At 63.0% G+C, this 13,494-nt stretch carries 10 protein-coding genes and 1 pseudogene; 2 read left to right on the top strand and 9 right to left on the bottom strand.

All coding sequences use genetic code 11. From position 1 onward, the window contains the following. Nucleotides 1–101: 101 nt before the first annotated feature. Nucleotides 102–1,548: pseudogene (locus tag PQR40_RS26015) on the top strand (IS1182 family transposase). A gap of 1,393 nt (nucleotides 1,549–2,941) precedes the next feature. Continuing rightward, nucleotides 2,942–3,286, top strand: coding sequence for a hypothetical protein (locus PQR40_RS26010; RefSeq protein ID WP_408510111.1), 345 nt, complete (start codon nucleotides 2,942–2,944; stop codon nucleotides 3,284–3,286). A gap of 287 nt (nucleotides 3,287–3,573) precedes the next feature. Here the strand turns inward: PQR40_RS26010 and PQR40_RS26005 are convergent, their stop codons facing one another. The 9 genes from PQR40_RS26005 to PQR40_RS25965 all read right to left on the bottom strand — a co-directional run bounded on the left by PQR40_RS26005 (nucleotide 3,574) and on the right by PQR40_RS25965 (nucleotide 13,235). Continuing rightward, complete coding sequence (locus PQR40_RS26005) at nucleotides 3,574–3,771, bottom strand: hypothetical protein (protein ID WP_408394430.1); 198 nt, start codon at nucleotides 3,769–3,771, stop codon at nucleotides 3,574–3,576. Further along, nucleotides 3,747–4,373 (bottom strand): LLM class flavin-dependent oxidoreductase, encoded by a 627-nt coding sequence (locus PQR40_RS26000; protein WP_408510157.1) that lies wholly within the window; start codon nucleotides 4,371–4,373, stop codon nucleotides 3,747–3,749. Before PQR40_RS26000 ends, PQR40_RS26005 begins: the two co-directional genes overlap by 25 nt. 105 nt (nucleotides 4,374–4,478) lie before the next feature. Further along, on the bottom strand, nucleotides 4,479–6,206 hold the full coding sequence (locus PQR40_RS25995) for a dipeptide ABC transporter ATP-binding protein (RefSeq protein WP_408394431.1): 1,728 nt from the start codon (nucleotides 6,204–6,206) through the stop codon (nucleotides 4,479–4,481). Then, a complete protein-coding gene (locus PQR40_RS25990; RefSeq protein WP_408394432.1) occupies nucleotides 6,203–7,072 on the bottom strand; it encodes an ABC transporter permease in 870 nt (289 codons plus the stop codon). The genes PQR40_RS25995 and PQR40_RS25990 overlap by 4 nt, the downstream gene beginning before the upstream one ends. A gap of 14 nt (nucleotides 7,073–7,086) precedes the next feature. After that, on the bottom strand, nucleotides 7,087–8,124 hold the full coding sequence (locus PQR40_RS25985) for an ABC transporter permease (RefSeq protein WP_408394433.1): 1,038 nt from the start codon (nucleotides 8,122–8,124) through the stop codon (nucleotides 7,087–7,089). 40 nt (nucleotides 8,125–8,164) lie between these two features. Further along, nucleotides 8,165–9,817, bottom strand: coding sequence for an ABC transporter substrate-binding protein (locus PQR40_RS25980; RefSeq protein ID WP_408394434.1), 1,653 nt, complete (start codon nucleotides 9,815–9,817; stop codon nucleotides 8,165–8,167). Nucleotides 9,818–9,820: 3 nt separating this feature from the next. Beyond that, nucleotides 9,821–11,467, bottom strand: a complete 1,647-nt coding sequence (locus tag PQR40_RS25975) for an ABC transporter substrate-binding protein (protein ID WP_408394435.1) — start codon at nucleotides 11,465–11,467, stop codon at nucleotides 9,821–9,823. A 119-nt stretch (nucleotides 11,468–11,586) separates the two neighbouring features. Further along, a complete protein-coding gene (locus PQR40_RS25970) occupies nucleotides 11,587–12,126 on the bottom strand; it encodes a GNAT family N-acetyltransferase (protein ID WP_408394436.1) in 540 nt (179 codons plus the stop codon). After that, nucleotides 12,123–13,235: an MsnO8 family LLM class oxidoreductase gene (locus PQR40_RS25965; protein ID WP_408394437.1), complete on the bottom strand. Its 1,113-nt coding sequence runs from the start codon at nucleotides 13,233–13,235 to the stop codon at nucleotides 12,123–12,125. The genes PQR40_RS25970 and PQR40_RS25965 overlap by 4 nt, the downstream gene beginning before the upstream one ends. Nucleotides 13,236–13,494: the final 259 nt, after the last annotated feature.

The raw sequence follows: 13,494 nt of genomic DNA, 5'->3' as shown, positions 1-13,494 counted from the left end.
GGCTCGTTGATCCTTTACGATGGGCGGCGGTAGCGGGTCCAGAGTGTGTGAAAACGCATTGATCGCCTAAACTGAATCAACGCACTGAGACTGGGTGACTCATGAAGCGATTCGTTGAAGGCGATGACCGCAAGCAGGTCGCACTACTTCCCGAATGTGTCGATGACTACATCGGACAGGACAACCCGGTCAGGGTCATAGACGCCTTCGTTGACGAGTTGGACCTTGCAGATCTTGGTTTCAACGGTACCACGCCAGCGATCACGGGCCGCCCGTCCTACCATCCAGGTGTGATGCTCAAGATCTATATCTACGGCTACCTGAACCGGATTCCTTCGAGCCGGCGTCTCGAGCGTGAATGTCAGCGCAACGTCGAGTTGATGTGGCTAACGGGACGTCTGGCTCCGGACTTCAAGACGATCGCCGACTTTCGCCGCGACAGCGGCGCAGCCATTCGCAATGTATGCCGGCGTTTCGTCGAACTGTGTCGCGGACTGAAGCTGCTATCCAGTGACATGGTGGCCATCGACGGTAGCAAGTTCAAGGCGTCAAACAGCCGCGACAGGAACTACACGGCTAGCAAGATCGACAAGCGTCAGCAGCAGATTGAGGAAAGTGTGCAGCGATATCTTGACCTGATTGAGACCACAGACCGGACCCGTCCAACGGGTTTCGATGTGAAGACCGTTCGCCTGTACGAGAAGATCGCCCGCTTGCGCCAGCAGATGCGTGAGCTCGCACAGGTCAGGAAGCAGTTAGATAAGCAACCGGACAAACAGCTGTCGATGACGGATCCCGACGCACGTTCCATGGCAACAAGCGGAAGAGGCTCCGGCATAGTGGGCTACAACGTTCAGGCCGCCGTAGACACGAAGCATCACCTGATCGTTGAGCACGAAGTAACGAACGTTGGAAACGATCACGGCCAACTCAGCAGAATGGCGGTATCTGCGAAGGACGCGATGGGCAGATCGAAGCTGAAGGTGGTTGCTGATCGGAGTTACTTCAGCGGCCCGGAGATACGGGCATGCGATCTGAACGACATCACCGCGTACGTTCCCAAGCCGCTCACCTCCGCATCGCGGAAGAAAGGTCTGTTCACCAAGGCCGACTTTGTCTATGTGGCAAAAAGCGATGTGTATCGATGCCCTGCTGGCGAGCGAGCCATCCTTCGATTCACGACCGTTGAGCATGATATGAATCTGCGGGTCTACTGGTCCAGCGCCTGCCCGCGTTGCCATCTCAAGGAACGATGTTCACCGAGCGACTATCGTCGCATCCGACGGTGGGAGCACGAGAGCACACATGGAAGCCATGCAGCGCCGGCTCGACCGGAAGCCCGATGCAATGACCATCCGCCGAAGTACTGTCGAGCATGTCTTCGGTACGCTCAAGCACTGGATGGGTCCTGCACACTTCCTGACCAGGACGCTTGGGCGGGTGAGTACGGAGATGAGCCTTCAGGTGTTGGCCTACAACCTGAAGCGGGTCATGAACATACTTGGCGTTGCGGGGACGTTGAAGGCCATGAAGATGGTTAGAAGCTAAGGCCCCGAGGGGCTTTGTTGTGCTCGCGATGTTTGACTAGTGCAAACTCGCCGTATCAAACTCGATCGGCCTGACCGGCAATCGCGCGCTCAGCTGCAAAAATGGAGTTTCCACACACTCTGGACCCGAAGGCGACAGTCGGCTCAAGCGATAGCGGACGTTCAATCTGATCGAAACGACACTGCAGTTGCCAAACAGATCAACGTAGCAGGTTAACTGGAGCGTGCACCGTGCTTGAAACCATAGGTCATGTGTTCTTGACGCTTGCTTCGGCTCTCCGCCGTCCAAGCCATTCAATGCCGACTTGAAATAGTAGTCACGCACCAAACCAGATAGCCCCGAAGCGACGCATTATCGACTGAGTGTGCCGGATACCGGCAATATTCTCGTCAATTACCTGCTGCGTTAGCCGATAAGCTTCCACACCAGAAATCAGTAAGCGAGCTGGATGTCTGCCGCAAAATTCGGCTTGTACTGGTTCACCAACGTGCCCTTGGACGAGGTTCCGGGCAAAAGGCGCACAACTTCCCTTGAGGCGCCTGGAAACCAGAACGGTGTTGCCGCGATCATCTTGCGCAAAACACGAATCGTCGATTTGAGACAGGTGACCAACTATCGTTCGGTTCGGCACCGCTTTTCCAGAGGTGTTGACATTGCACACGTCACTCAGTCTAGCGGGCGGCATGGGTACGATCGGTAGCGACCATTGCGCAATCGTCAGTAACCCTCCGCAACCTACGGCAATACTGAACGGACGCAACCTTTTAGCATCGAATCTTGTTGCCATAGATATCCACTGATGGTCACAGGTTTGAACTCTTATATCGAGCTAACATGCTGTGAAGAAAACGCGTTTTGACAATTTGGATCTAATACGCTGCCGCCAAAGGATCTGGTCATTCATGAACCTCCACCCGGTCATAGTTGTCCACATTTGCATTCATACGTAGACCTTAAACGCGAAACGAACGGTCACCGGTGTGCGGGCCTAACCTACTTGAGAATTTAGGGGCCGAGGGATTGTCGGCGATTGCTCGACATATGTCGATCGTCCCTTGATGGCCTCGTGCTGCCCGATGCGGTCGCCATACGTCGGCCGCAATATTCCTCGAGTGCCGTCGGCTGTGCGTCGAAGGCCGCGTCTCAAGAGCGACGTGACTACTTTATTTCGCGACCAGCAAACCCATGCTGAGTGTGGCTCACCACGCTATCGGGGCGCTCCGAAGTCCCCAGTTGACGACTTTATAGTCGCAACGGTGACATCTTTAATGCGTTCTACGCCTGGGCATTGGATCTTCCCGACAATGGCCACGCAATTACGCTGTCGGGGCGGCAAATCATCGAATTCGTGGAGGTTCGGCCGGCGTGAGGCGCCGGCGGCTATGATCTTGTCATGAGTTATTGCGCGATCGTGCGGCACGTTCAATTGAAGGTTTCGGTCGAAGGCGGAAAGAGAGCCAGCGTAACCGCAAGCCTGAAGCTGATGGAAAAGCCGAGCGGCTGTATCGTTTGGATCCTAGTCGCCGACGATTTGGAGTTTCGCTCCTTCCTTTGGTACGGGAATGATCCGGGAGAATCATTGCCGGATATCCGAGAGATGAAAACCGCAAGTCACACGAAAGCCAATGCCACTGGTGTCAAGACGGAGCGCCCCGGACAGAGAAACATTCCTCGCCGCGCATTCGCGCGGGTCGCATCATCGGACTCCGTGCTGGAGCGGCTCTTTGGGCCACTGTGAAAGATTCCTGACGAATGTTTGAATACTCGGATTCGCCAGTGAGGCTTTCAAAGGAAGCTTTGGCCACAGTCCCTTGCGCCGTTGCGCAACGTGAAAACTGGACATGGTCGCGCCGCACGGTCGAACGGCCCTCGATTGACCACAAAGCATCAATGTTGGGCTGGCTTGCTCTGAAAGATGAGCTGCGGTTGCTCGGTCCCGCAACGAGCAGCTCGCTGCGATCGACACTGCAGCCAGCGGCGCACCCCCGAAGCTGAAAGCCTCCGCCGGGGCCACAAAGACGTCCTTCACCTTTCTTGCTTGAGCTTCCACCGCGGATGGTTGTCCAAGAAGTCTTCTGGAAGCTCGTAGCCGTAGATATGCCAAGGATCATTGTTGGTCGTTAGCTGCACCGGCCGGCCTATCTGCTTGCCAAGCGCTTTTTCAACATCCGCGTGCATCGCGATAAGCTCGTCAATGTTTAACTTGAACTGCAGAAATTGCATGCTGGCCTCCCGTTGACAATTGGATGCAGCATATGCCCTGAAGGGCCGATATTGAGCGGTCGCGCGAGCGAGAAGAACTCGCCGCTGTGGTTCAGCGCGTGGAGCTTGTCAGGGTCGAAGAACACGCCGCGTGCCTTGTCTCGTACGAACGCGTCATCCTCCCACGAGTCCCATAGCCCCTTCGTTACGCTCAGGAATTCCGACGCGATCCGGTAGCGCAAGGTGTGCTCCGGATGGTTGTCGCGCGAGAAATTCTTCGCGGATCCCCCGAGTGGCGACGTGACGACGTTCCAGCCCGCGTGGCCGTCGCTCAGATGATCGAGGCTCGAAAATTGGCGGGCGACTGTGAACGGATCGCTGTACGACGTCGACAGTGTGCCGACGAGGCCGATCCGTCCGGTGATCGACGCGAGCGCCGACAGTAGCGTCAGCGGTTCGAAGCGGTTCAGAAAGTGCGGGATCGATTTCGCAGTGATGTGCAGTCCGTCCGCGACGAACAGCAGATCGAACTTCGCGGCTTCCGCCTCGCGCGCGAGTTGCTGGACGAAGCGCACGTTGATACTTGCATCGGCGACGGCGTCTGGATGCCGCCACGCCGACATGTTGCCCGACGGCCCCTGGATGATCGCGCCGAGATGAATCCGGCGCGCCGACGCGGTGATGGAGAACTGGCTCATGATGGACTCATGTGGAAAATGGTGTGGGCGTCATGCGAGCGCCGCGTGCGGCGCCCGCTCGGGAAGGCTAGGCAGCGCATCGAGCAGCGCTGCGGTGTACGGATGCGTGGGCGCGTTGAACACGCGCTCGACCGGCCCCGTTTCGACCACGCGGCCGTGCCGCATCACGATGATCCGGTCGGCGATATGGTGGACCACGCCGAGATCGTGCGAGATGAACAGCATCGCGGTGCCGTGTTCGGCCTGTAGGTCCGCCAGCAGATCGAGCACCTGCGCCTGGATCGACACGTCGAGCGCGCTGACCGGTTCGTCGGCGACCAGCAGCGCCGGATTCGGCGCGAACGCGCGCGCGATCGCGACGCGCTGCCGCTGGCCGCCAGACAGTTCGCGCGGATAGCGGTCGTAACAGCCGGAGCCGAGGCGGACCTCGTCGAGCAGTTGCAGCACGCGGCGGCGGCGGGCGTCGCCACGCACGCCGGTGGCGTCGAGACTCTCGCCGATGATCTGGCCGACCGTGTAGCGCGGATCGAATGAACTGTAGGGATCCTGTGCGATCAACTGGAGACCGGCGCGGCGACGCCGGCGCGCGGACTCGGGCAAACTGCTCCACGGTTGGCCGTCGAGCGTGACCTGTCCGCTGTCCGGTGGGATGAGACCGAGCACGATTCGCGCGACGGTCGACTTACCTGAACCGGATTCACCGACGATGCCGAGCGTCTCGCCCCTCGCGAGGGTGAATGACACCTCGTCGACTGCGGCGGGGGTGTCGGGCTGCGCGCCGTAGCGCTTCGTCACCGCGTCGACTGAGAGCACCCAGGCCTCCCTGGCGATTCGTTTGTGCGGCAGCGGGATGCGCTCGGCGCCTGCCGGATTGTCCGTGGAGCGCGCGCCGGGGGCGAGCCGGAAACCGCGCGACGCGGGTCCCGGAATCGCAGCCAGCAACTGCCGTGTGTACGGATGCCTGGGCGCGCTCAGAATCTCGCGCGTCGGTCCCTCTTCGACCACGCGGCCCGCACGCATCACGAGCACGCGGTCAGCAATATCGGCGACGACCGCGAGGTCGTGACTGATCAGCAGTAGCGCGTCACCCGCATCGCGGCGTGCGCGCAGCAGCGCCAGAATCTGTCGCTGGACTGTCATGTCGAGCGCCGTCGTCGGTTCGTCGGCGATCAGGAGCGATGCGCCGCCGGCGATGGCGGTGCCGATCAGCACGCGTTGCCGCAAGCCGCCCGACAGTTGATGCGGATATTGCGGCAATCGGCGCGTCGGATCGTCGATACCGACCGAGCGCAGGAGATCGGCGCTGCGCTCGCGGACGTCGCGCGCCGGTACGCCGCGTTGCGCTTCGGCCACGAGATCGCGAACCCGCCAAAGCGGATCAAGCGACACAAGCGCGTCCTGTAGCACGTAGCCGATCTGGCGGCCGCGGATGGCGCGCCAGTCGCGTTCGCGATAACGGCGCGTGTCCTTGCCGGCGATCTCGAAGCGCTCGGCGTGCCATTCGGCGTTCGCACCGTTCAGGCCGACCAAGCTGCGCGCGGTAACAGACTTGCCGGAGCCGGATTCACCGACGAGAGCGACGCATTCGCCCGCATGCACGCTCAAGTCGAGCGGGCCGACAACGGGTTGCGTTGCATGCCGGCCGCGGAAACCGATGGTCAGATTTTCGATGCGGACGACCGGCTCGCCGCGCGGGTGGACCTTGGCGGCTGCCCGCACGGAAGCCGCGGGAAGTTTGGAAATGACGGCGGAGCTCATGCGGCCTCCCGGCGTTCGAAGCGCGCTTGCCAGTAGCCGCCTAGCACGTTCACGGCGACCACCGCGAGCGTGATCGCGACACCCGGCCATACGGCGATCCACCACGCGTTGTATAGATAATTGCGGCCCTCGGCGAGCATCAAGCCCCATTCGGCGGTCGGCGGTTGCGGTCCCATGCCGAGGAAGCTGAGCCCGGATGTGCCGATGATCGCGGTGCCGAGTCCGATCGTCGCGAGGACCGGTACCTGGGCGATCGCATGCGGCAGCACGTGCCGACAGACGAGCACCCATGATGCGAGGCCGAATGTCTTCGCCTGCTCGACGTAGCCTGAGTCGGCGACCACGAAGGTCTGCGCGCGCACGACCCGCGCGAAACGCGGCACCGACGCGACACCGAGCGCGAACAGCAGGTTGACCGCACCGGGACCGGTAAACGAGATCAGCATGAGCGCGAGCAGCAGGTCCGGGAACGCCGATACGACGTCGAGGAAACGGGTGGTCAGTTCGTCGAGCCAGCCTCGCGCGAGCCCGGCAATCAGGCCGAGCAGGGTGCCCGCGAACGTCGCGACGGCAATCGCCGCTGCGCTGATCGACAGCGAGTAGCGCGCGCCATAGACCACTCGCGCAAAAATGTCGCGGCCGAGCTGGTCGGTGCCGAGCCAGTGCTCGGCGCTGCTGCCCAATTGCGCGGACACCGGGTCCGCCGCGAGCGGATCGTAGCGGGTCAGCCACTCGGGCGCGCACACCGCGACGACGTTGAGGATCAGGTACACCGCGGCCAGCGCGAGGCCGGGATGGCGCCACATCCAGCCGGCGGCGCGCCAGCCCGCGCGCGTCCGGTACGGCAATTCGAGAGGAACGGACATAATGGATCTCCGGTTCAGCGGCGCGTGCGCCGCTCGCGCAGGCGCGGATCAATCAGTAAATAGAGGAGGTCGACCGCCGTGCTGAGCACGACATAGATCGCCGCGGACAGGATTGCAATCGCGAGGATCACGGGCATGTCCCTCGCGAGCACGGCGTCGACGGTGATCTTGCCGAGACCCGGCCGGCCGAACACCTGCTCCGTGATGACGGCGCCGCTCAGGAGCCCACCGACCAGCCAGCCGGCGAGCGTGACGGCCGGCAGCGCCGCGTGCCGCAGCGCATGCCGCACGCGCAGCGTGAACTCGCCGACGCCCCACGAGCGCACGGTCAGCGCGAACGGTTCGTCGAGCGCGCGTTCGATGCCTTTGCGCAGCACGCGGCCGATCACGGCGCCCTGCGCGAGTCCGAGCGACAGCGCCGGCAGTACGATCGACGCAAAGCCGCGATCGCCGGCCACGGGGAACAGCTTCAGCGTGAAGCTGAAGACGAACAGCAGCATGATCCCGAGCCAGAACGACGGCGTCGACGCGAGCAGCAGTTCGAGACCGGACGCAGCGCGGCTGCTCCAGCGGCGGCCGGCGCTCAGCACCGCGAGTCCGACCGCGAACACGATCGTCACGACGAGCGCGGCGCCCGTCAGCTTCAGCGTCGGCCACAGTTGGCCGATCACGAGCGGCGCGACCTCGGTGTTGAGGATGTACGAGCGGCCGAAATCGCCGTGCAGGATGCGCCACAGGTAGTGCAGATACTGCAGGTAGAGCGGCTCGTCGAGCCCCCACTCCTGGCGGATCGCCGCCTGGATCGCGGGCGTGCTCAGTTGCTCGCCGATCAACAGACTGACGATGTCGCCAGGCGCGATCTGCACGGCGACGAAGGACAGCGTGACGGCCGCCCACAACACCAGCACTCCGGTGACGAGGCGCGTCGCGACGGGCGAGCGCAGCCAGGTCCTGCGTGACGCACGCGCGGCAACTGGCGAGGCGATGAGCGAGGCGGGCGGCGCGGGCGGCGTGCCGGTGCCGTGGTCGGGAAGGGTAGTCGGATGCGTCATGGTCGGATTACCTCGTGCTTGCGATGCCAGGCGGCCGGCGTCAGTGCGGGTCGAGCCACACGTCGTACGGTATTTCCGGCATCTGCTTGAAACTTCGGAACGACAGCCCGTGTGCCCGCATGCTTGCCGCGATCTGGTCCTCGGGCTGATACAGCGGCACCGCATACGCTTCGTCGACGATCACTGTCTGCTGCAACTGGCTGTACAGGCGTGCGCGGGCGGCATCGTCGCGCGTGCGTGCCGCCGCGTGCAGCCAGTCGGTGAGGCGCGGATCGGCAGTGCGGCTGTAATTGATCGCGCCGCTGCGCTCGACCGGCAGATAGTGGTTCTCGGTGTCGATGCCGTCGGTGTCGGTGTTCGAATTCGGGATCGCGCCGAAGCGCCCGCTGTTGCGTACATCCACGTAGGTGCCGGCATCGACGTAGCGGATCTTCAACTCGACGCCGAGCCGCTGCCGTGCCTGCGCCTGCACGCCCTGCAGCAGCACGTCGCGCTGGTCGCGCACGGTGGCGAGCGCCTGGACGACGTCGATCGACAGCCGCTGTCCGTTCTTCGTCCGGTAGCCGGCGCTGTCGCGCGTTTGCCAGCCGGTCTGGTCGAGCAGCCGGTTCGCGAGCGCCGGATCGTTGCCGTGGCGGTGTTCGATGCCGCGGTCATACAAGGGATCGACGGGTGACGTGATGCCCCACGCGCGCGTGCGCTTGCCGCGATAGATCGCGGCGACCAGCGCGTCGAGGTCGAGCGCCTGTAGTAGTGCGCGGCGCACGAGCGGATCGCTCGTCGGCGGCTGCGTGACATTCAGATAGAGCGAATACGGCGAACCGGTGTTGAGCGAGTGGAGGTAGCGCAGGGTCGGCTGCTTCTCAATCAGGCCGGCATCGTTGCCCGAGATGCCTTCGATTACGTCGACCTGCCCGGACAGCAGCGCGCCCGTACGGACCGACGATTCGGGCAGGAAACGGTAGACGACGCGATCCAGATGGGCGGGACCCTGATGACCGGCCGTCGCGGGCGCCCAGCGATAATCCGGATTGCGAACGAAATCGGCTTCCTGTCCCTTGCGGTAGGACTCGAGAATGAACGGCCCGGTGCCCGCGACGTCATGACCGCCCGCTTTCAGCTGCGGCGACGCATACGCGGCCGGTGAGATCAGCTTCAGCGCCGCCGCGAACGACAGGAACGACGCATACGGCTCCCTTAGCGTCAGTTGCACCGTATGTGGATCGATCGCGCGCGCCTCGGCGAGGCGGGTTGCGATTCCGAAGATGCTCGATCCCGCGCAGTACGACGGGTCGCGGACCTGCTCGAAGTTCTTCACGACGGCAGCCGCGTCGAAAGCTTTACCGTCCGTGAATTTGACGCCGTCGCGCAACGAGAACGTGTAGGTCTTGCCGTCGGCGGACACCTGGTAGCCGGTCGCGAGCCACGGCACATAACTGCCGTCGGGCTTGCGCGCGAGCAGCGATTCGAAGCTTGCGCGCAGAATCAGCTCGGCCTTCGCCTGGCCGTTCAGTTGCGGATTGAAGGTCGTCGGCTCGGTCTCGACGCCCCACGTCAGCGTGCCGCCGGACGGCGGCGCGGCGAATGCACCGCCGGTGCCCGCTGCCGTTGCTGCCGCGAGCACGCCGGCTGCAAGCGCATGGCGCAACAGGCGCGCGGCCGGGGTTCGGTTCTCGATGACGGGCAGGGTCACGGTTTATTTCTTCAGCCAGATGTCGTAGGGGTTCTCGGGCATTTGCGCGAACGAGCGGAAACGGATGCCCTGCACGGCCTTTGCGGCGGCGATCTGATCTTCCGGCTCGTACAGCGGTACCGCGTACGCCTGCTGGTTGATCGCGAAGCGCTGCAGTTCGCCGTACAGCTTCTTGCGTTCCGCGAGGTTCTGCGTCTGCGCCGCTGCCTGCAGCCAACGGCTCAACTCAGGCGCCGGCGCGCGGCTGTAGTTGAGCGCGCCGCCGCGATCGAGCGGCAGGTAGTGGCCTTCGATGTCGATTCCGTCGGGCGGCGTGTTCGAGTTCGCAATTGCTCCGTACTTGCCGCTCTTGCGGCTATCGACATAGGTGCCGTCGTCGACGTACTGGATCTTCAGATCGACGCCGAGCCGCTGACGCGCCTGCGCCTGCAATGCCTGCAACAGCACGTCGCGCTGGTCGCGCACGGTAGCCTGAGCCTGGATCACGGTAATCGTCAGCCGTTCGCCTTGCTTTGTCCGGTAGCCGCCCGAATCGCGTGCGCTCCAGCCGGCTTCGTCGAGCAGCGCATTCGCGAGCTTCGGATTGTTACCGTAGGTGCGCTCGACGCTGCCGTCATACAGCGGATCGATCGGCGACGTGATGCCCCACGCGCGAGTGCGTTCGCCGCGGTAGATCGACTGGACGATGCCCGTCACGTCGAGCCCTTCGAGCAGCGCGCGGCGCACCGTCACGTCCTGCGTCGGGCCGTACGTGACGTTCAGGAACAGCGAATACGGCGTGCCGGTGTTTAGCGCGTGTTGATAGCTGACCTCCGGATTCCTGCGGATCAGCGTGGCGTCGTTACCCGACACGCCCTCGATCACGTCGACCTGCCCAGACAGCAGTGCGCCGGTGCGCACCGACGATTCGGGCAGGAACCGGTAGATGACGCCGTCCAGGTACGCAGGGCCCTGGTGGCCGGCCGTCGATGGCGCCCAACGGTAGTCAGGATTCTTGACGAACTCGATATCCTGACCTTTCACATACTTGCGCAGGATGAACGGTCCGGTACCGGCGATATCCGGGCCGCCCGACTTGAGGCCAGGCCGGTCGAATGCGTTGGGCGACAGCAACGGCAGGCGTGCGGCGAACGTGAGAAACGGCGCGTAGGGCGCGTCGAGCGTGATCTCGACGGTATGCGCGTCCGGTGTTTTCACGCCGCTCACGTGTGAGATCAACCGCGACAGGTTGCTGCCAGCCGAGTACGCGAGGTTCTGCGCATTGAGAAAGTTACGGGCGACAGCCTGCGCATCGAACGGTGCGCCGTCGGTGAACTTGACGCCGTCGCGCAACGTGAAGATATAGGTCTTGTCGTCGGCGGACACCTTGTAGGCGGTCGCGAGCCATGGGACGAAGCTGCCGTCGGGTTTCCGGGCGAGCAGGCTCTCATACGCATTACGCAGCAGCAACTCGACCTTGTCCTGGCCGTTCAGTTGCGGATTAAGCGTGCGCGGTTCGGTTTCGACGCCCCAGGTTAGCGTGCCGCCAGACACGGGCGTGCCGTGCGCGACCGTGAGATGGACCAGCGCGAGCACGAGCAGGACGGCGGCCGATGCGGCGCGTCGCGATGCCCGATGGGCAGACTGCAGCGCCGGAAACGGAAATGTCATGGATCGAATACCTTCAGGAGAGGAGCAGGGAATAAAAGACGGTGTCGCGTCGCGGCCCTGGGATGACGCGGTCCCGTGGACGCGGGCGGCTGTTGCGGCTTGTTGAGGACCGTTGTGACTTACACCGCCGACGTGTCCTGATAGAGCGTTGGGATCAGAATCTTGCGCAACCAGACAATCGGCGTGCCGAGGGCGTTCGTCGATCGATGGAACGGCACGTATCCGTGCCGCTCGTAGTACGGCCTCAGCCATGGGTGCTCGACGGCCGTCCCGAGGTACGCCGCCGGCGCCTTGACTTGCGCCTTCAGGAACATTTCCTCGACGTGTTCGAGCAGCGTGTTGCCGAGCCCTTGTCGCTTGTAGTCCGGCGCAACCGCGAACCAGTGGATGGACGGATGCGGCGTCAGATGCCGGTCTTCCGATGTCCACGGGAAACGGACCGTTAGCGTCGCGGCAAGCGTCTTGCCACTGTCGGTCGCTGACTCGCGTTCGAGCACGAAAGTGGTGTGGCTCGCTACCGTGCGCTGAACCCGTTCGATCGGCGAGCGGGTGATCGTGAAGTGGACGCCCTCGCGAGCGAGCGGCGCATAGGCTTGTTGAAGCAGGTCGTATAGGGCCGGCACGTCGTCTTCGCCAGCAATGCGAATGGTGTCGGTCATTTTCCGGTCACAGCCAGGGAATGATGGGTGCGGACCGGGTTTGCGCGCGTCGCGGTTTGCGTGTGGTCGTGGGTGCCGGCAAGCAGGCGGATCGATGCGATGCGCGGCGCGGCTTCGGCGACCGGCGTATCGATAATGAATTCGGCGATGCCATAGCGGCGTTGCAGCTCGCCGAGCTCACGCAGCGCGTCGTCGCGCGTGCCGTGGACGATATGGCTCTCGCGTTCTTCGATTCGATGCGCGCCGCCACCCGACTGGCGCACAAATGCGTGGGCCTGCTCGAGACTCCCGACGTTGACGGCCTGAGCCTCGCCCACCTGCACGCGAAAGCGCCGGAAGCCGTCGGCGAGCCGGGCGGCTTCGGCGCGTGTCTCGGCAACGACGACTGAAATCGCGAGCAACGGTGCGCGTCCGCCGGACGTGGACCGGTAGCGGTCGAACGCGCGCTCGATGTCCGCGGGTGCCGCGTTGATGTGCGCGGCGTAGACGAAATCCCAGCCAAGCTGCGCGGCGAGCGTCGCGCTCTCGACGCTCGCGCCCAGCAGAAATGGACTTGCTGATTCAGGCGGCAGCGGTGTCGCGCGCAGCACCGCCTCATTGTCTTCGCCGTCGGCTGCGGGTGGATCATTCGCACGCATATACTGGTTTAACGCGGATACCAGTTTCGCGAAATCGCGCGGCTGTGACGAGTCGCTCGTTCCTTGCAGCGCACGTGTCGACAGCGGCAATCCGCCAGGCGCCTTGCCGATGCCCATATCGACGCGGCCAGGAGCCAGGGCGGCGAGCAGATTGAAATTTTCTGCGATCTTATACGGACTGTAATGCTGAAGCATCACACCGCCTGAGCCTATCCGGATCCGGTGCGTGTGCGCGAGCACGTGCGCGATCAGGATTTCCGGCGTTGGACAGGCGAGCCTGATTGAGTTGTGGTGCTCGGCGAACCAGTAGCGGTGATAGCCCCATGTTTCAGCGGCGCGGGCAAGTTCGACGCTGCGCGCGAGCGCATCGGCGGTACTTTCGCCAAACGCGATTGGACTCTTGTCAAGCAGGCTCAATCTGAAAGCGGGGGTCGCGGAGTCGCGAGCGGGAAGGCGGTCTTGATATGTCATTGCATCGATATCGAAAATAGAACGAATAAATCGAAGTTGGTGATTGGATTCCGTATCCGTGATTATTTTGTGCAGCGTACCCGCCGGTCAAACAATCAAGAGGAATATGGAAAGCGGAAAATATTTGTTCCGGCCGATAGGGGGCGTTGGGGTATGGTTGGCAACCTCGCGTGAATCGACAAGGAATCCTTATGTATGACCGGAACGAGCGGCGGCCGGGACGCGGCAGCCCCCATATCGTGATATCGACCTTTGCTGC

Origin of the sequence: Paraburkholderia sediminicola (genome assembly GCF_046026855.1) — a bacterium.
In the GTDB taxonomy this organism is placed as follows: domain Bacteria; phylum Pseudomonadota; class Gammaproteobacteria; order Burkholderiales; family Burkholderiaceae; genus Paraburkholderia; species Paraburkholderia sediminicola_A.
Note: the sequence above shows the minus strand (reverse complement) of the source record. Positions and strands in the feature narration are given on the sequence as shown.